The organism is Escherichia sp. MOD1-EC5189, assembly GCF_002966045.1.
Taxonomy (GTDB): domain Bacteria; phylum Pseudomonadota; class Gammaproteobacteria; order Enterobacterales; family Enterobacteriaceae; genus Escherichia; species Escherichia coli_F.
This window is the reverse complement of record NZ_PTRX01000036.1, coordinates 1-16,998: the sequence shown is the minus strand read 5'-3', so window position 1 is coordinate 16,998 and position 16,998 is coordinate 1. Positions and strand designations below refer to the sequence as shown.

The following is a 16,998-nucleotide window of genomic DNA, read 5'->3' as shown; positions in this document are numbered from 1 at the left end:
GGGCGGACGTGATTAGATGCTTTTTAACGACGCGAACAGTGCCGCCCATTCGCTATCGGCGCGATAAAAGACCGGCGGTTTACCGATGGGCGCATTAACGGTAACTTCCCCGCCCCGAAACGCTTCACCTGTCCAGGCGTGGACCCAGTTATCCTCCGGCAGATAGAGCGTCCAGTCGCTACGGCCTTGTTCATGCACCGGAGCGACCAGAATGTCGCGACCTAACAGGTACTGATATTTCAGGGTGTAGGTCTGCGCGTCGTCTTCGTAATGCAGGAACAGCGGGCGCATAACCGGCAGGCCGGACTTCGCGTTCTGTGCGACGGCCTCTTTCAGGTAAGGTTTCAGGGTGGTGAAGACGGTGGTCATACGGGCAAAATGGGCGATGGTTTCCGCGTCGCCGTCAAACTGCCAGTTGTCGCCAGGACGGTTACCTTCGTGGGTGCGCATCATCGGCGTGAAGGCGCTGAAATCGCACCAGCGTAGCAGCAGCTCTTTGCTGCGCTTCATCTCAAACAGGGTGGTGTAACCGCCAATGTCACTGTGATGCAGGCCATGCCCGGTCATCGCCAGCGAGAGCGCCGCCGGAACAACCGACGCCAGGCCATCGTCGAGACTCCAGTCGACGTTCTGGTCGCCTGCCCACATCATGGTGGAGTATTTCTGGCTACCGGTAGAACCGGCGCGCATAAAGAAAAGGATCTCGCCAAGCTTGCCCGTTTCTTCAAGGGCTTCGTAGTTACATTTCGCCCACAGTGCGGGCCAGGCGTTATGCATAATTTCGGCGCTAACGCCGTTATGCAGGTACGTATCGGTCGGCAAGTATTCGCCAAAATCTGCCATCCAGCCGCCGCAGCCCAATTCGATCATGTTTTTCTTGATGACTTCTTTGAACCAGGAATAGGCTTCAGGATTGGTCAAATCGACAACGCCGCCATAGAACTCACCAAACTCCACCAGATAGTCACCGCCACAGGCATCTTTTGCCAGATAGCCGTGTGAAGCCGCCTCGGCGCAGAGGTCCTTATCGCTGGCAACATACGGGTTGATGTAGGCGAGGAACTGCACGCCTTCTTCTTTCCATTGCTTGATGCGGGAATCTAACTGTGGGTAGTTTTCACTGTTCCACTTCCAGTTCCACATTACGCGTTTGCCAAAAGAGGTCATACGGATCCCGGACCAGTCCTGCGCCCAGATGCCGTTAACCTTCACACCCGCGTTACGCATGGTGTCCAGTTTTTTCTGGCACACTTCCGTCCCGCCCTGAATACCGAGCGTTACTCCGTCATAAATCCAGTCGGGCAGTTCTGGCTGGCGTCCCAGCAGTGCGGTTAATTTTTCCAGCAGGGAGATGTATGTATCAGCACATTCAAAACGCAGCGTTGCTTTGTCTTCCCACAGCGCCAGTTCATGGTATTCCGGGGCACTAAAGTCGAAGTTCATGTAGCAACTGTTATCAACATGGCAGTAATACTTCTGCGTGCTGACAAAAGTAGGCTGCGGGAAGAAAGTCCAGTAATAGTCGCCGCCCGCGTTCTCTTTGCAGTCGGCCTGCCAGGTGACATAGGTTTGTTTGTTGCGACCAACGCCTTGTTCACTGGTCCATAGCGGGAACGGTTTGCCGCGCAGATCAAAGTAGGAGAATTGTTCGCCGCAGCCGTAGATATGGTCCTCTGGTTGTGCGGCAAGACGCAGCCAGATGCGGTTGTGGTGATGGTTGTCGTTTTGTAGTTCCAGCAATAAACGGCCCTGATCGTCGGCAGAGATACGCAGCGTGGCGCTAATGTCAGAACCACGGCTGAAATGGATTAACCAGCCATCCGGTGACTGGCTGACGATGGCGTCGGTGAGCGCAATCTTCTCCTGCAATTTATCTTTAATGCTGAAATTACCGCGGAACATATCGATATCCGCTATACCTGAGCCAATCCATAAACAAGGATTATCTTTACTATGGGTTAAAATAAGACGGCCATGAAAACGTAGGGTAAGACTGTCGTTATTCTGATGAAATTGAAAATCTAATAACTGTGGGCGTGGCGTATCCATAAATAATCTCCATAGAGTATAAAACTAATATTTCATGCCATCCTGTTATTACAGGTTTCATTAATCAAAGAATGTGTGCGGGTATAAATTAAAACCCGCGCAAGTGATTATTTACTTTCTTCAGCCCGGCGGATTGCCGCCACTTTTTTACCAAATGCCAGTTGCAGTATAACTAACAAGGTAAACGGAGGCAGAAGTGCGGCAGCGGCGGGAATTCCCAACGCACCTTTTATCAACATAGAACCGGAGGCAATCAACAATAAAAAGACCATCACACGAAACACTTTGACCGAAATGCGTTTATGCACATATTGTCCAATCAGTGAACCGAGGATCATGGTGGGAATACAAAACAGCACCAGTTTAAAGATAGAAACAGTCAAAATTCCGCTGGTCGCCAGCCCGCCGATCACCGCGATGTTGTTTGCGGTGAAGAAGGCGTTCAGTGTGCCGCGAAATGCCGCCGGGCCTAAGTTACGCAGCATACCGTAGATAACCATCGGCGGTCCGTTGGTTGAGAACGCCGCGCCTAATGCGCCAGCTACTGCGCCGATAGGTGCGGCGATCCAGTTACGGTCATAAATCGGCAAGCGAGGAATAAACATGCTGTAAAAGGAGTAGAGGATAAGAAATCCACCTAAGCCCACTTTCATAAAATGGTCGGGTAAATATGACAGCGCATATAAACCGACGGGTATTCCCAGAAACGAGAAAATAATCAGCACCATTGCCGAGCGCCAATCCGTTTCTTTGCGTGATAGCCAGGTGGCGTACAAGGCGGTTGCGGTGCCGACAATTACCGAAAGTGGTGTTGCCATTTTTACGGGGAGCATTAACGTGACGAGTGGCATGGTGGTTAAACCGCCACCAAATCCCGCGCATATCCCCACAAAGGTATAAAGAAACATCAACGCGATAACGATACATACCACGTTTGTTTCCAGCATGGCCCCATCTGGCGAAAATAACGTAAAAAAGTCCATAATATTTCCTGTTGTGTAAATACAACCCTAAACAATGATCTCGTTTTTTTCTTAATGAAATTAATTGTGCTGCCCGTGAATATTAAAAAACAGGCGATGCGTTTTTCCTGGTTCCAGTAATAATAAATCGGTGCCGGAATTAAAGGCGTTAGGCGGGCAACTCATAGGTTCAACTGCCAGTCCCTGACGCTGTAATTTTTCGCCGCTATAAACCTGCACCCAGGGTTGATCGGAACAGAGACTCACCGACAGCGCCTGCTGTGGATGGGTAATGGTCATTTCCCACAGATCATTAGCGGTTTTAAAGGTATGGTCTATTTTTGTCGCGGCTATTTTTGTCGCCCGCGTGAAATTTAAATTCAGCTCATCAACGTGGTGAAGCGTTGTCGGATTTGCGTGCTCATCGACGGCATAAACCTGTTCTGCCGGAAGCTGGAAAAGATAGTCATCAACAGATGTTAAGTTGCAGGTTAAATAAGGATGAATACCCACACCATAAGGTGCGGTCACAGTACCAATATTCTGGCTTGCGATCTCAACGGAAAGGCCCGTGCGAGCATTGAGCGAATAAACAACCTGCGAAGCCAGCATAAACGGATAGCCGTAACTGGGCGGTAGAAAAGCTGTCAGGGTAACGCTGGTGGCGGTTAATTCGCTAATTTGCCAGTCTCGCCAGGCAAGCAGCCCGTGAATAGCGGCTTTTGAACTATGTTCATTAATGGGTAACTGATATTCCTGTCCCCGATAGCGGTAACAGCCGTTGGCGATCCGGTTCGGCCACGGAATAAGCACTTTACCCAGATGCGCCAGCGGCATCTCTTCGGGTTTGTGCGGGATGACTAAATGACAACCCTGAAAAGTTAATTCAGCCAGACCAGCACCAACCGTCACGATAGTCGCGTGATAATCCCCCGCGGCAAGTGAAACGGTTTGTCCACTGCAATGCATGTTGGTGATTTGCATACGAGGCACCTTAATTAAAAAACGGCATACAGCCTCCCATGAGGCTGATGTCAAACCAAAAAACTGCGCCGGGCGGTCCCCTCTCCCCTTTGGGGAGAGGGTTAGGGTTTTCAGTCAGTTATTTGGCATTCACGTCCAGCAGACCCGCCGCAACTGCCGGAGCCAGGCCTGGTGCTAACGGGATACGCGGGATCACCAGGCAATGCAGCAGGTGGTAAATATCCTGTTTACCATCCCAGACTTTGGTGGTGACCTTGTTGTCCGCATCCAGCTCCTGCCACCAGGAACCGTTTTCGTAGTCCATCAGGTACTTAATGCAGTAGTCCCACCATGTCTGATACCAGGTTTCGTACTGGCGATCGCCAGTGACGGTGTAGAGCGCGTAGGCCGTACCCATCGCTTCGACGATAGGCCAACGCACACGTTCGCGGACCACCGGTTTTCCTTCCCAGTCAACGGTATAAACAATCCCGTCCGCGCCATCGGGTGCCCAGGCATCACGCACGGTAGCGTTGAACAGACCTTTGGCATCTTCTAGCAGCCATGCTGGCGGTTGTTCGCAACGGGCTTCCAGGGCCGCGTGAATGTGCAGCATTAAACGGCCCCATTCGATCCAGTGGCCCGGCGTGCCTCCGAATGCGCGGAAGCGGTGCGCCGGGTTATCTTTGTTGTAATCTGGCAGCGGATTCCACTGGGTATCGAAGTGCTCGTTAACGCGATAATGATTATTTCTGGCGACGTCGTGGATAATGACGGAAGCCACGCGAATCGCGCGATCCAGCCATTTTTTGTCATGCGTTACGTCATAAACAATCAAGAAAGCTTCCACCGCGTGCATATTGGCATTGCCGCCGCGGTACTCTTCGGTTTTGCTGAAGGCTTCGTCCCAGGATTCCAGGCACATCTGCTCTTCTTCGCTCCAGAAGTATTTCTCGATAATTTCAATGGTGTAATCGAGCAGCTTACGCGCTTCCGGGTGACCCGTTGTGACGGCACTGGCGGCACCCAGCAGGGCAAAGAAGTGTTGATAGCCCTGTTTGGAGGCATCCACCACGCCCTCGTCATTGACACAGGCATACCAGCCGCCATATTTTTTATCGCGCAGTGCGCCGTTCATGGCTTTGATACCATGATCAACCAACGAGTAAGCGCCAGGTCGACCCATCGCCGCAGCAACGGAATACACGTGCAACATACGGGCGGTGATCCACAGATGGGTGCCCATCTCTTCTTTGATTTGCCCTTTATTGCCTAACCAGCCAAAGCCAGTCGGTACTACGGAATTTTTACCAAAATCAAAGATGCGATCGGTTTCCTGTTCCAGCCAACGGTTGTGACTTAAGGTGTTAAACCATTTCATTTTTGTATCCTCATGTTAACGGCGTTTAGCCATCATTTCGTCGACGATATCGCCAAGTTGTTGTAATTTCGGTGCGCAAACGTCACGCAGCATCAGTTCGTTGTCCGGTAAACCGACAACCGATGCCCAGACGGCACGACCAGCCAGGAAGCCCGATGCACCCGCTGTCATTGCCACGCGTACGGCACGCGGGAACAGTTTTTCGTCGACGCCGGATGAGAGGATCACCCACGGCATATTGATATGGTCATTCAGACGTTGTGAAGCACTGAGAAGCTCTTGTTGCGGACCTTTGCCATAAAGCGGCATTTCAACTTTGTAGAGGTCAGCGCCACTGTCGCCCAGCTCTTTAGCGGCATCGATGATCGCTTGTTCGCGATCGAATTTATCGCCACGACGCGGCGGGCGAACAACCGGCTCAATGATGCTCACCAGACCGTTTGAATGGCACAGTTCGTTGAACTCTTTCACCATATTCAGGCGTTGCTGCGCATCTTCATCGCTACGCCACAGCACCAGCAGTTTTAAGGCTTTACCGCCGTCTTGTTTGATTTGTAGCGGGTTGATTTTGCGGTCAATGACTACGCTATCTACCGGAATACCGTTGCCAGGGATGAACTCATCGGCGGCGACAATCATGGCGCAACTTTTGGCAATCGCGTTTTGCTCAACCACCTGGCGGTAGCAGAATTGTTGATCTACCAGAATCGCCGATGCATAAGGTGAAAGCGTCTTCGCGGCGTTAACTTTGAAATCAGTTAAAACGCTATCGGCTACTGGAGCGGGTGCGCCAGCCGCGGCAAACATCATGCGCATGGCTTCGCGCTGATCGACTGCCAGCATGGCAAAACCGCCCGATGCGCGCGTAATGTCGTTGATGGTGTACTTATTCATTCATTTATTCCTTTATCCAGTCGTTACATTTTTACTTTGGCAGTCATCCCGGCACTGACACGGACCTGCTCCAGAATGGCGGACCAGTCCTGGCGACCGCGACCTGCTGCGCGCGCCTGGCTATAAACCTCCCGTGAGGCGGCCCCCAGCGGCATCGGCACATGCAACTGGTTGGCAACATCGAGGGCGATGCCAAGATCCTTATGGGCAAGATCGATCATGAAGGCGGGAGAAAGATCTCCACTGAGGACTTTGTTCGGCCAGGAAGTGGTGAAGTGGCCTTTACCGGCGGCAGTACCGCTCATTACCTTGACGGCAACATCGAAGGGAAGATTCAGGGCTTCGCACAAAACGGCGGCTTCTGCCGACAACGCATTGAGCGCGATGCTCATGTAGTTGTTGATAAGCTTAACGCGGATCCCCATGCCCGGACCGCCCGCGTTGATCAACTCGCTGCCCATCGCCATCAGGATCGGCGTGGCGCGTTCAACTTGTTCAGCAGTGCCGCCAGCCAACAGGAGCAGAGTACCGGTAATGGCATTTGCGGAAGTACGGCCAACCGGAACATCCATCATGCTGAAGCCTTTGGCTTGCATATCGGCAATCAATTTATCGGTTTGCAGCGGATGGATGGTCGACATATCAATGACCAGCGCATCGGTAGATAAGCTTTCGCAAATGCCGTTTTCACCGAACAACACGCTGCGCACCAGATCGCCATTCGGCAACATGGTAATGATAAATTCGGCATCTTTAGCGGCCTGCGCTGGGTTAGCAGCGGGAGTCGCCCCTTTGTCTACCAGATGCTGTACGGCTTCGGCATTCACATCGAAGACGCAAAGTTGATGCCCTTGCTGCAATAAATTGCTCGCCATTGGCGAACCCATTTGTCCTAAACCGATAAACGCGATTGCTGCCATAACCCTCTCCTGAATACAGTGATGTCACTTTTTGTCATTTATGACATGCCTTGCTTGTCTGTTTTTGATCGTATTTGTAATTTATCGTCAAAAAATTGACAGCCGTCACTTTTTAAACAATTGGTGAAATTAAAATGAACGCATCCCAAAATGCTTAAGGAATGACCATGATTCGTGTTGCTTGTGTAGGAATTACCGTGATGGATCGCATCTATTACGTGGAAGGGTTGCCGACGGAGAGCGGTAAATACGTGGCGAAAAATTATACGGAAGTTGGCGGCGGGCCAGCGGCTACAGCAGCAGTTGCGGCGGCCAGACTGGGTGCGCAGGTCGATTTTATTGGTCGCGTCGGTGACGACGACACGGGAAACAGCCTGCTGGCAGAGCTGGAATCCTGGGGCGTTAACACCCGTTACACCAAGCGGTATAACCAGGCGAAATCTTCGCAATCCGCCATCATGGTGGATGCCAAAGGCGAGCGAATCATCATTAACTATCCCAGCCCGGACCTGCTGCCTGACGCAGAGTGGTTGGAGGAAATTGATTTCTCTCAGTGGGACGTGGTGCTGGCAGATGTACGCTGGCACGACGGCGCAAAAAAAGCCTTCACTCTGGCGCGGCAGGTGGGCGTGATGACCGTGCTGGACGGTGATATTACGCCGCAGGATATCAGTGAGCTGGTGGCGTTAAGCGATCATGCTGCTTTTTCAGAACCGGGTCTGGCGCGGCTAACGGGCGTGAAAGAGATGGCGAGTGCCCTAAAACAGGCACAAACGCTCACAAATGGACATGTCTATGTTACTCAGGGCAGTGCAGGCTGTGACTGGCTGGAGAATGGCGGGCGACAGCATCAGCCAGCTTTCAAAGTTGATGTGGTAGATACTACCGGTGCGGGCGATGTTTTTCACGGCGCATTGGCGGTGGCGCTGGCAACAGGTGGAGATTTAGCGGATTCCGTCCGCTTTGCCAGCGGTGTGGCGGCGTTAAAATGCACGCGTCCCGGTGGGCGTGCCGGGATCCCTGACTGTGATCAAACCCGATCTTTTTTGTCACTTTTTGTATAAAATGCCAGGGTGATGGTTTTTCGAGGAATTTTCATGAGCCTTACCGAACTAACCGGTAACCCGCGGCACGACCAACTCCTCATGCTGATCGCCGAGCGTGGGTATATGAATATTGATGAGCTGGCAAATCTGCTGGATGTTTCCACGCAGACGGTCCGCCGGGATATTCGTAAATTAAGCGAGCAAGGGCTGATCACGCGCCATCACGGTGGCGCGGGTCGGGCCTCCAGCGTCGTTAATACGGCGTTCGAACAGCGTGAGGTTTCGCAAACTGAAGAGAAAAAAGCGATTGCCGAAGCGGTGGCAGACTATATTCCTGATGGATCGACAATATTTATCACCATCGGTACGACTGTCGAACATGTCGCCCGGGCGTTACTTAACCATAATCATTTGCGGATAATCACGAACAGCCTGCGTGTGGCGCATATTCTGTACCACAACCCGCGCTTTGAAGTGATGGTGCCCGGCGGTACGTTGCGCTCTCATAATAGCGGGATCATTGGCCCTTCAGCGGCTTCCTTTGTGGCCGATTTTCGGGCTGATTATCTGGTAACAAGCGTTGGGGCGATTGAGAGCGATGGCGCGTTGATGGAGTTTGATGTTAACGAAGCTAACGTGGTGAAAACGATGATGGCGCACGCGAGAAATATTCTGCTGGTCGCCGATCACACTAAGTATCATGCTTCGGCGGCGGTTGAAATTGGTAATGTGGCACAGGTCACTGCGCTCTTTACCGACGAGCTGCCGCCCGCTGCGCTAAAATCACGTTTACAAGACAGCCAAATTGAAATCATCCTTCCCCAGGAAGACGCGTAGAATTTTGTGACCGTTGACCTTGCTTCATAGCTGACCACATAGCCAAACCCATCCTTTCCCGCTACAGTTAATTTCTTGTGGCGCGAAAGGAGGCAAAAATGCTCTATATCTTTGATTTAGGTAATGTGATTGTCGATATCGACTTTAACCGCGTGCTGGGAGCCTGGAGCGATTTAACGCGGGTTCCCCTGGCTACGCTTAAGAAGAGTTTCCACATGGGCGAGGCGTTTCATCAGCATGAGCGCGGGGAAATTAGCGACGAAGCGTTTGCAGAGGCACTGTGTCATGAGATGGCCCTGCCGCTAAGCTATGAGCAGTTCTCCCACGGTTGGCAGGCGGTGTTTGTCGCGCTGCGCCCGGAAGTGATCGCCATCATGCATAAACTGCGTGAGCAGGGTCATCGTGTGGTGGTGCTTTCCAATACTAACCGCCTACATACCACCTTCTGGCCGGAGGAATACCCGGAAATTCGTGATGCTGCTGACCATATCTATCTGTCGCAAGATCTGGGGATGCGCAAACCTGAAGCACGAATTTACCAGCATGTTTTGCAGGCGGAAGGTTTTTCACCCAGCGATACGGTCTTTTTCGACGATAACGCCGATAATATAGAAGGAGCTAATCAGCTAGGCATTACCAGCATTCTGGTGAAAGATAAAACCACCATCCCGGACTATTTCGCGAAGGTGTTATGCTAAAAACCATTCAGGACAAAGCCAGGCACCGTACCCGTCCACTATGGGCCTGGCTAAAACTACTCTGGCAACGCATTGATGAGGACAACATGACAACCCTGGCAGGTAATCTTGCCTATGTGTCGTTGCTCTCTCTTGTGCCGCTGGTTGCCGTTGTTTTTGCGCTTTTCGCCGCTTTTCCCATGTTTTCCGACGTCAGTATTCAGTTGCGTCACTTCATTTTTGCCAACTTTCTGCCCGCAACTGGCGATGTTATTCAGCGATACATCGAACAATTTGTTGCCAATTCCAACAAGATGACCGCCGTTGGGGCGTGTGGGCTGATCGTCACAGCATTATTGCTGATGTACTCCATCGATAGCGCGTTGAATACCATCTGGCGCAGTAAACGAGCGCGACCAAAAATTTACTCGTTTGCCGTGTACTGGATGATTTTAACGCTGGGGCCGCTGCTGGCAGGGGCCAGTCTGGCGATCAGCTCCTATCTGCTCTCTCTGCGTTGGGCAAGCGATCTCAATACTGTCATTGACAATGTGCTGCGTATTTTTCCGCTGTTGTTGTCGTGGATCTCCTTTTGGTTGCTCTACAGCATTGTTCCTACTATCCGCGTACCTAATCGCGACGCGATTGTCGGCGCGTTTGTCGCCGCTCTCCTGTTCGAAGCAGGAAAGAAAGGTTTCGCGCTTTATATCACCATGTTCCCCTCATATCAGCTCATTTACGGTGTGCTGGCGGTGATCCCCATTCTCTTCGTCTGGGTCTACTGGACGTGGTGTATCGTCTTGCTTGGCGCGGAAATTACTGTCACTCTCGGGGAATACCGCAAACTAAAACAAGCAGCTGAACAAGAAGAAGACGACGAACCATGATTGCATTAATTCAACGCGTAACCCGTGCCAGCGTCACCGTGGAGGGAGAAGTGACGGGCGAAATTGGCGCGGGACTTTTGGTGTTATTGGGTGTCGAAAAGGATGACGACGAACAGAAAGCAAACCGTCTGTGCGAGCGTGTGCTTGGCTATCGCATCTTCAGCGATGCCGATGGCAAGATGAATCTCAACGTGCAACAGGCGGGCGGCAGTGTGCTGGTGGTTTCCCAGTTTACCCTCGCCGCAGATACCGAACGGGGGATGCGCCCAAGTTTCTCCAAAGGCGCATCACCGGATCGCGCAGAGGCGTTATATGACTATTTCGTCGAACGCTGCCGTCAGCAAGAGATGAACACGCAAACAGGACGCTTCGCTGCGGATATGCAGGTATCGCTGGTCAATGATGGCCCCGTAACATTCTGGTTGCAGGTATGAGCCAGCTTCCAGGGTTGTCACGGGAAACAAGAGAGAGTATCGCTATGTATCACCTTCGGGTTCCACAAACAGAAGAAGAATTAGAGCGTTACTATCAGTTTCGCTGGGAAATGTTGCGTAAGCCCCTGCATCAACCGAAAGGTTCGGAACGCGACGCGTGGGATGCGATGGCGCATCACCAGATGGTCGTCGACGAGCAGGGTAATCTGGTGGCGGTAGGCCGACTGTATATTAATGCCGACAATGAAGCGTCCATTCGCTTTATGGCCGTTCATCCCGACGTGCAGGACAAAGGGTTAGGAACGCTGATGGCGATGACCCTGGAGTCGGTGGCGCGTCAGGAAGGTGTTAAGCGCGTGACCTGTAGCGCCCGCGAAGACGCGGTGGAGTTTTTCGCCAAGCTGGGGTTTGTTAATCAGGGAGAAATCACCACGCCAACCACCACGCCGATTCGCCATTTTTTGATGATAAAACCTGTCGCCACTCTGGATGACATTCTGCATCGCGGCGACTGGTGCGCGCAGCTGCAACAGGCGTGGTACGAACATATCCCGCTAAGCGAAAAAATGGGCGTGCGCATTCAGCAATATACCGGGCAAAAATTTATCACCACCATGCCGGAAACCGGCAATCAGAATCCGCACCACACGCTGTTTGCCGGGAGTTTATTCTCACTGGCAACGCTTACCGGTTGGGGGCTTATCTGGCTGATGCTGCGTGAACGCCACCTCGGCGGAACGATTATTCTGGCGGATGCGCATATCCGCTACAGCAAGCCGATTAGCGGCAAACCTCATGCGGTAGCCGACCTCGGTGCCTTAAGTGGCGATCTCGACCGTCTGGCGCGCGGACGAAAAGCACGGGTGCAGATGCAGGTCGAAATCTTTGGCGACGAGACGCCGGGTGCAGTGTTTGAAGGTACGTATATCGTTCTCCCCGCGAAGCCATTTGGCCCGTATGAAGAGGGCGGGAACGAAGAAGAGTAGCTGATGGAGAGGGGCGGTGTAGCCTCTCTCACTCATTCAGGTCATTTACATCAGCCCCTGACTATTCCGGTTATATTGAATAAGAACGCTATAAATTTTTATTCTTCGTTGGCACCATACGTGTCTTGCTACATCACTGTTCAGGAGCATTTAAATATTATTTGTAGAGGTGAGTGGCAATTATCGCCGATAATGCTTAATTCATCATCTTACTTCAGGTTTGAGCGATTTTTGATAGCCAAAACCCCCTCTGGTGCCATACTTTTCTCATAAATATTTTTAAAATCTATAGCTAACAAACATTATGCAAAGATAATGGACTGGCATCATTGTCAGTATCATTCATTTACTGCTCTGGATGTTATAAATAATTATGTTGCATGTTTGCTCTTAAACCGTGGGAAGGAGGCTGTAATGGTTGCCAATATTAATCTCATTAAACAAGAAAGTTATTCTATTGTTAATTTAGAAAAACAACTAACGAGTAATGAATCACCGAAGCAAACGCTATTAAATCATTTTTCACTTTGCCTTAAAATGGAAGGTGAGGAGCAACTGTGCGATTGTGTTAACGAACTGAAACTCGGGTTGTCGAGTAATAATGAATATGACCTGTTCAAAAATAGAGAAACCTCACTGTGGAAACGCAAAGTACCAGAAAGCGCAGCGCTGGCAATGACGGGAACAGTATATAAATTATTTGGTAGTCGCTTACTCAACGCCCGCAATCAGTTAGATAAAAACCTCCTCGAAATGGCTATGCAAATGGTTTATGGCAAAGATATGGTGACAAAGTCAGGGGATATATTGATTGATATACAATTAAATAAGGATGGCAGCCTCCAGAGTAAGCACTACACATTTGATGTAGGTGAAGTTATAAACAGTTATAATATTGACCTCTTTGTGAATGCCTCGAGTATTAATCAAACTTACTTACATGATAAAAACTCTGGTGACGTTATTAGCCTATATGGCACTTTAGATAACGTTCCTCTTGTAGTAAAGGAATGCACCGGTAAAAATCATCAAATTAACGTTAAAGCCAAATTGCCACAAGAACGAAGTGAAAAAGTTGAGGATATGTGTGAAAGAATGAGAGGTGGCATCTCTATGTTTAACCACACCACAAAAACAGCTGATAATATAGAGCATAATTTGCAGCTAAGTTTTCTCGTGGATTCACGACCGTCGATCACCAATAAATACTCAGCCAAAGATGTAAGTCCAGATATACTTACATTGCCCGTCAACGTATATCGGGCAGATTTTAAAATTAAAATCAATAACGAAGTAGAGAAGGCTTCGTCAATTGTGTTATGTGCTGTGCAAAAAAATCTCCATGCAGCAAGGAAGGTTCTTAGCGGGATAATAGGAAATGTGCCAAAAAATAATAAACCAAAAACAATCATTTTTGATTTGCGTTTTCTTAGTGCAATTAAGCAGAAAGTTTTTTTTGGCAATGAAAAACCGTTGTTTGTAAAACATACCGCAATGATGAGGGAGGCATGCCAGGATTTACCGCAGCCAGTGGAATATATTCCTTTAGACTGTGAAGCGCATAGCCATCGCAGCGTCGCCTTTGCCAAAACCGTGGTTGCACCTATCATGGTGACAGGTGTGGGCGCTGCTTTAATGTATGCAACATCATCAGGCCCGTATTATGCGAAAAGTATTTCTGACTCTCCGGATATCGAGATGATAAAAAATCGTATGGCTGGATTATTTAGCCACATGGGTAATTCTGTACAAACAAAATATCGGCCGGTTTTTGATAAATGGAATGAATTGGTAGATAAGTTAAACCACGAAAGAAATACAGTACCGTTTGCGTGTTTGACCACCATTTTAGCAACAGCGTTAAATGAAACCCCTGAGGGGGATACGAATGTTGCCGTTGTGATGGGGTGTAAATCTGCGAAAGATCGCACGATATCCATTGTTCTTGGCAACTCGATGTTGCAAACACTCATTGAAAAACGCCTCGCCTATGATGGAGAAATTGAAAACCTTTTTGATCAACAGGGATATTTTAGTTGCGAGTCATTAACAGCTGAAGAATTAATGATGTTAAAAGACCTTTTTGATATTCGAGTTCTTCATCTCTCTAACAAATTTAATGTTGGGTTGCAAGGTAATATCAACACGGATGTTTTACAAGATTCGTTTTTTAAAAATGTCGATTTCATTCATGAATCTAACTCGTATACCGTAGGGATGGGAGTCTGAAGAGTAAAACTCATTAGAATTACCAGAATTCGGCCAATGCATTGCAAAAATGACATACAAAGAGAGAAGTGTGCAGGCACTTAGCCGCGAGGGGCATGGTTATGCCATACAGAAAGCACCAGCATTCAGAACTCCTGTGAAAGCGGCATAGTGCCGCCTGCTCAGGAGTTTTACTATGACCCGTAATCGTGCTTAACGTTACCATCCTATGATTCGATTAAAAAAACTCACCGTCGCGCTGATGATTGACGTCAATGCTATCGGATGATACCGGGGTGTTCCGGAAGGAATTCCTTGTTTCCCGAACTGTTACCCACAAAATTATAACGACGAGCAAGTAAAGACCGGTTGGCGGCAGCATTGACCGGTCTGTGATGGATGTTAAATTTCACCTTAAATCCTGGTGCTGTTAGGATGCTGACGTTTTTCGGGTACACCATTCAGATTATGCAAATGAAGACCCAATCAAAAAATAAATATCCCTGAATATAATATATTTATAGCACCCATATCTCATCCTGGGCGATAACCAAACCATTTTTGATTAACAAATGAAACAACTGCAACGTTCTTATTATTTCTGGAAAACGTCTCGCAAAAACAAAACAGCATGCAAAAATCCGCTTTTTTTAAATGATTTTTCGGCGTAATTTTCGCACATACATTAATGAGTAATATATGTAAGGTATTGGTAATGGTGATGAATACGGTTTTTCTTCATTTATCAGAAGAGGCAATTAAACGGCTGAACAAGCTTAGGGGCTGGCGTAAGGTTTCACGATCTGCAATTTTACGCGAAGCGGTAGAGCAATATCTGGAACGTCAGCAATTCCCGGTGCGTAAGGCAAAAGGCGGGAGGCAAAGGGAGGAGGTAGTTGGTGTTGATGATGAGTGTCAGGAGCATAAGGAATGACAAAAATTTTTTCATTCTTGAATATAAAAAACAGATGCCCTTATTCTGGTATTAATACAAGGCTGTTTTACTTGAACTTATAATAACTGCAACTGTTACATCATATCTGGAAAACGCCTCGCAAAATACGAGAGATTTTGCGGGAATAGCAGGTATCGTCATACCCTATGAACTGTAATCCGGGCGACCAGCGTCACCCGGAAAACGTCAGAGATTACTCCCCTTCACCCGGAAACAGGAACGGGTTAATGGAACTGCGGGCGTAGCCTTCTTGCTCCATTCGCGCATCCAGTACCAGAGAGGCGAGGTCATCTGCCACGGCTTCAACTTTCGGTTCTTTTTCCTGATAAAGAATCTTCAGGTAAGTGCCACAGTCATCGCAGCTTTCGGCTTTAATCGCGGCCTGTTCGTCATCCAGCGACCAGTAATGCAGTTTGCCGCTCTGTTCACAGTTGCTGCATTTTACGCGCACTACGTGCCATTCAGTTTCACACAGGTTGCAGTGCAGGTAACGCAGACCCTGAGTGGTGCCAATTTGCACCATACTGGACACCGGCATAGAACCACAAACCGGGCAATATTGACGTTGCTCGCCGTATTCAGCGCGGGCTTTGCCCGGGATCAGATTGGCCATCTGCGCCCAGTAGAGTGACAGTGCAGCCCAGATAAACGGCGCTTTATCGCTGCTGACGGACGAGAAATCAGAGGCGAACAGCGCGCTGGCCATATCTTCCAGCTCCTGGCTTGATGCCTTCTCCAGATTCTCAATCACTGCCAGCGCCGGGCCGCTCATTTCAGGTTTCAGCTCAGCAATCATTGCCATCAGCAGCTTTTGCCAGTGCTTATCACGCGACAAAACGTGAATATCCAGCGGTGGCTTGCCTTGTGCGCTGGCTTCTTTAATGCGCGCGGTCAGATCCATCTCCAGCGGATGGTCGTACAGCACCACTTCCTGGGCGTGGGCGATAAGCGCAGCAAAGCGCAGGTAATCACCCAGCGGATTATTTTCTGCCAGCTCGCGCAGACGCTCGGCGCGGCGGTTGTATAAATTTTTGAGCCGAGGGAACAATAACGGCGGAATCATATCCGCCGTACGTTTCTCGCTCGAACCCAGCTCATCTTGCGGGATTATGCGAATACTCATTCAGCTTTCTTTTCCGTTGTCTTGCGGACCTCACGGTACCAGCGTGGGTGATGTTTCTTCGCCCAGGCGCTGGTAACCCATCCTTCCACCATGGCGGTAATCGTGCCTTTCACCCAAAGGGCGGCGTAGATATGCACCATGATAACCACAATTAACGCCACTGCGGCAAATGAATGCAGCATTAACGCGAATCGGATCACCGGGATTGAGAAAGCAGGCGCAAAATAAGGACGCCAGATAATCACACCGCTCACCAGCAGCAGGACCAGGAAAATAATCGCCGCCCAGAAAACGCATTTCTGACCGAAGTTATAACGCCCGGTGTCACCTACTTCCTCGTTGACGACGATCTTACGAATATTCTTCGCCCAAAAGATATCATCCCGATTGATTAGGTTGTGATGCCAGTAACGGAAAAACATGATGATGAACGAGGCAAACATAACCACGCCGATAAACGGGTGCAGAATGCGCGCCAGCTGCGGTGTGCCCATGATTTGCATCAACCAGTTGAAGGAAGGGAACAAAAAGCCCAGGCCGCTCACCGCCGCCAGGATGAAGCAGAAGGCGGTGATCCAGTGGTTGATACGTTCCGGCGCGGTGTAGCGCACGATGGTGTCACGTCGTTTCATTTGCGATCCTCGTCTTTCTCTTCGTGCAGATTATTCTCTTCCTC

At 49.8% G+C, this 16,998-nt stretch carries 16 protein-coding genes and 1 pseudogene; 9 read left to right on the top strand and 8 right to left on the bottom strand.

Annotated features, from left to right (window positions below; genetic code table 11):
• Positions 1-12: 12 nt before the first annotated feature.
• The 6 genes from yihQ to yihU all read right to left on the bottom strand — a co-directional run bounded on the left by yihQ (position 13) and on the right by yihU (position 7,169).
• On the bottom strand, positions 13-2,049 hold the full coding sequence (gene yihQ / locus ATB02_RS22285) for a sulfoquinovosidase (RefSeq protein ID WP_105272252.1): 2,037 nt from the start codon (positions 2,047-2,049) through the stop codon (positions 13-15).
• Between the two features lie 107 nt (positions 2,050-2,156).
• Positions 2,157-3,032, bottom strand: a complete 876-nt coding sequence (locus tag ATB02_RS22280) for a sulfite exporter TauE/SafE family protein (RefSeq protein WP_000345431.1) — start codon at positions 3,030-3,032, stop codon at positions 2,157-2,159.
• 60 nt (positions 3,033-3,092) lie between these two features.
• Complete coding sequence (locus tag ATB02_RS22275) at positions 3,093-3,995, bottom strand: aldose-1-epimerase (RefSeq protein WP_123059860.1); 903 nt, start codon at positions 3,993-3,995, stop codon at positions 3,093-3,095.
• Between the two features lie 118 nt (positions 3,996-4,113).
• Positions 4,114-5,355 carry a sulfoquinovose isomerase gene (gene yihS / locus ATB02_RS22270; protein ID WP_000870914.1) on the bottom strand — a complete coding sequence of 414 codons (1,242 nt, stop codon included), beginning with the start codon at positions 5,353-5,355 and terminating at the stop codon, positions 4,114-4,116.
• Between the two features lie 15 nt (positions 5,356-5,370).
• The gene (yihT, locus tag ATB02_RS22265) at positions 5,371-6,249 is read right to left on the bottom strand and encodes a sulfofructosephosphate aldolase (protein ID WP_105272250.1); all 879 of its coding nucleotides are present in this window, start codon (positions 6,247-6,249) and stop codon (positions 5,371-5,373) included.
• A 23-nt stretch (positions 6,250-6,272) separates the two neighbouring features.
• Entirely contained in the window at positions 6,273-7,169 is an 897-nt protein-coding gene (yihU, locus tag ATB02_RS22260) for a sulfolactaldehyde 3-reductase (RefSeq protein WP_000718879.1), read from the bottom strand.
• A 167-nt stretch (positions 7,170-7,336) separates the two neighbouring features.
• On the opposite strand from yihU, the gene yihV reads away from it, so the two are divergent.
• From yihV to ATB02_RS22215, 9 genes and pseudogenes are all read left to right on the top strand, one after another.
• On the top strand, positions 7,337-8,233 hold the full coding sequence (gene yihV / locus ATB02_RS22255; RefSeq protein ID WP_088542136.1) for a sulfofructose kinase: 897 nt from the start codon (positions 7,337-7,339) through the stop codon (positions 8,231-8,233).
• Between the two features lie 33 nt (positions 8,234-8,266).
• The gene (locus tag ATB02_RS22250; protein WP_000059678.1) at positions 8,267-9,052 is read left to right on the top strand and encodes a DeoR/GlpR family DNA-binding transcription regulator; all 786 of its coding nucleotides are present in this window, start codon (positions 8,267-8,269) and stop codon (positions 9,050-9,052) included.
• A 98-nt stretch (positions 9,053-9,150) separates the two neighbouring features.
• Entirely contained in the window at positions 9,151-9,750 is a 600-nt protein-coding gene (gene yihX, locus ATB02_RS22245) for a glucose-1-phosphatase (RefSeq protein ID WP_001315111.1), read from the top strand.
• On the top strand, positions 9,744-10,616 hold the full coding sequence (locus ATB02_RS22240; protein ID WP_000920762.1) for a virulence factor BrkB family protein: 873 nt from the start codon (positions 9,744-9,746) through the stop codon (positions 10,614-10,616). Before yihX ends, ATB02_RS22240 begins: the two co-directional genes overlap by 7 nt.
• Complete coding sequence (gene dtd / locus ATB02_RS22235; RefSeq protein WP_000560978.1) at positions 10,613-11,050, top strand: D-aminoacyl-tRNA deacylase; 438 nt, start codon at positions 10,613-10,615, stop codon at positions 11,048-11,050. Before ATB02_RS22240 ends, dtd begins: the two co-directional genes overlap by 4 nt.
• Positions 11,051-11,094: 44 nt before the next feature.
• The gene (gene fabY, locus ATB02_RS22230) at positions 11,095-12,036 is read left to right on the top strand and encodes a fatty acid biosynthesis protein FabY (protein ID WP_001297068.1); all 942 of its coding nucleotides are present in this window, start codon (positions 11,095-11,097) and stop codon (positions 12,034-12,036) included.
• 414 nt (positions 12,037-12,450) lie between these two features.
• Positions 12,451-13,338, top strand: a pseudogene (locus ATB02_RS26800) (hypothetical protein); the annotation flags it as partial.
• A gap of 12 nt (positions 13,339-13,350) precedes the next feature.
• The gene (locus tag ATB02_RS26795) at positions 13,351-14,265 is read left to right on the top strand and encodes a transposase (RefSeq protein WP_241957645.1); all 915 of its coding nucleotides are present in this window, start codon (positions 13,351-13,353) and stop codon (positions 14,263-14,265) included.
• A 694-nt stretch (positions 14,266-14,959) separates the two neighbouring features.
• Positions 14,960-15,178, top strand: coding sequence for a ribbon-helix-helix domain-containing protein (locus tag ATB02_RS22215; RefSeq protein ID WP_123059859.1), 219 nt, complete (start codon positions 14,960-14,962; stop codon positions 15,176-15,178).
• A gap of 214 nt (positions 15,179-15,392) precedes the next feature.
• Here ATB02_RS22215 and fdhE read toward each other — a convergent pair whose 3' ends face one another.
• Together fdhE and fdoI are read right to left on the bottom strand one after the other, a co-directional pair.
• Positions 15,393-16,322, bottom strand: a complete 930-nt coding sequence (fdhE, locus tag ATB02_RS22210; RefSeq protein WP_105272248.1) for a formate dehydrogenase accessory protein FdhE — start codon at positions 16,320-16,322, stop codon at positions 15,393-15,395.
• Positions 16,319-16,954 (bottom strand): formate dehydrogenase cytochrome b556 subunit, encoded by a 636-nt coding sequence (gene fdoI / locus ATB02_RS22205; protein WP_105272247.1) that lies wholly within the window; start codon positions 16,952-16,954, stop codon positions 16,319-16,321. Before fdoI ends, fdhE begins: the two co-directional genes overlap by 4 nt.
• Positions 16,955-16,998 lie beyond the last annotated feature (44 nt).

Excerpts from the sequence above, each read along its gene's own strand:
- yihS (WP_000870914.1), bottom strand. The coding sequence starts at position 5,355 with ATGAAATGGTTTAACACCTTAAGTCACAACCGTTGGCTGGAACAGGAA.
- fabY (WP_001297068.1), top strand. The coding sequence starts at position 11,095 with ATGTATCACCTTCGGGTTCCACAAACAGAAGAAGAATTAGAGCGTTAC.
- ATB02_RS22250 (WP_000059678.1), top strand. The coding sequence starts at position 8,267 with ATGAGCCTTACCGAACTAACCGGTAACCCGCGGCACGACCAACTCCTC.
- yihV (WP_088542136.1), top strand. The coding sequence starts at position 7,337 with ATGATTCGTGTTGCTTGTGTAGGAATTACCGTGATGGATCGCATCTAT.
- yihT (WP_105272250.1), bottom strand. The coding sequence starts at position 6,249 with ATGAATAAGTACACCATCAACGACATTACGCGCGCATCGGGCGGTTTT.
- ATB02_RS22280 (WP_000345431.1), bottom strand. The coding sequence starts at position 3,032 with ATGGACTTTTTTACGTTATTTTCGCCAGATGGGGCCATGCTGGAAACA.
- fdhE (WP_105272248.1), bottom strand. The coding sequence starts at position 16,322 with ATGAGTATTCGCATAATCCCGCAAGATGAGCTGGGTTCGAGCGAGAAA.
- fdoI (WP_105272247.1), bottom strand. The coding sequence starts at position 16,954 with ATGAAACGACGTGACACCATCGTGCGCTACACCGCGCCGGAACGTATC.
- dtd (WP_000560978.1), top strand. The coding sequence starts at position 10,613 with ATGATTGCATTAATTCAACGCGTAACCCGTGCCAGCGTCACCGTGGAG.
- ATB02_RS22275 (WP_123059860.1), bottom strand. The coding sequence starts at position 3,995 with ATGCAAATCACCAACATGCATTGCAGTGGACAAACCGTTTCACTTGCC.
- yihQ (WP_105272252.1), bottom strand. The coding sequence starts at position 2,049 with ATGGATACGCCACGCCCACAGTTATTAGATTTTCAATTTCATCAGAAT.
- ATB02_RS22215 (WP_123059859.1), top strand. The coding sequence starts at position 14,960 with ATGGTGATGAATACGGTTTTTCTTCATTTATCAGAAGAGGCAATTAAA.
- yihX (WP_001315111.1), top strand. The coding sequence starts at position 9,151 with ATGCTCTATATCTTTGATTTAGGTAATGTGATTGTCGATATCGACTTT.
- ATB02_RS22240 (WP_000920762.1), top strand. The coding sequence starts at position 9,744 with ATGCTAAAAACCATTCAGGACAAAGCCAGGCACCGTACCCGTCCACTA.
- yihU (WP_000718879.1), bottom strand. The coding sequence starts at position 7,169 with ATGGCAGCAATCGCGTTTATCGGTTTAGGACAAATGGGTTCGCCAATG.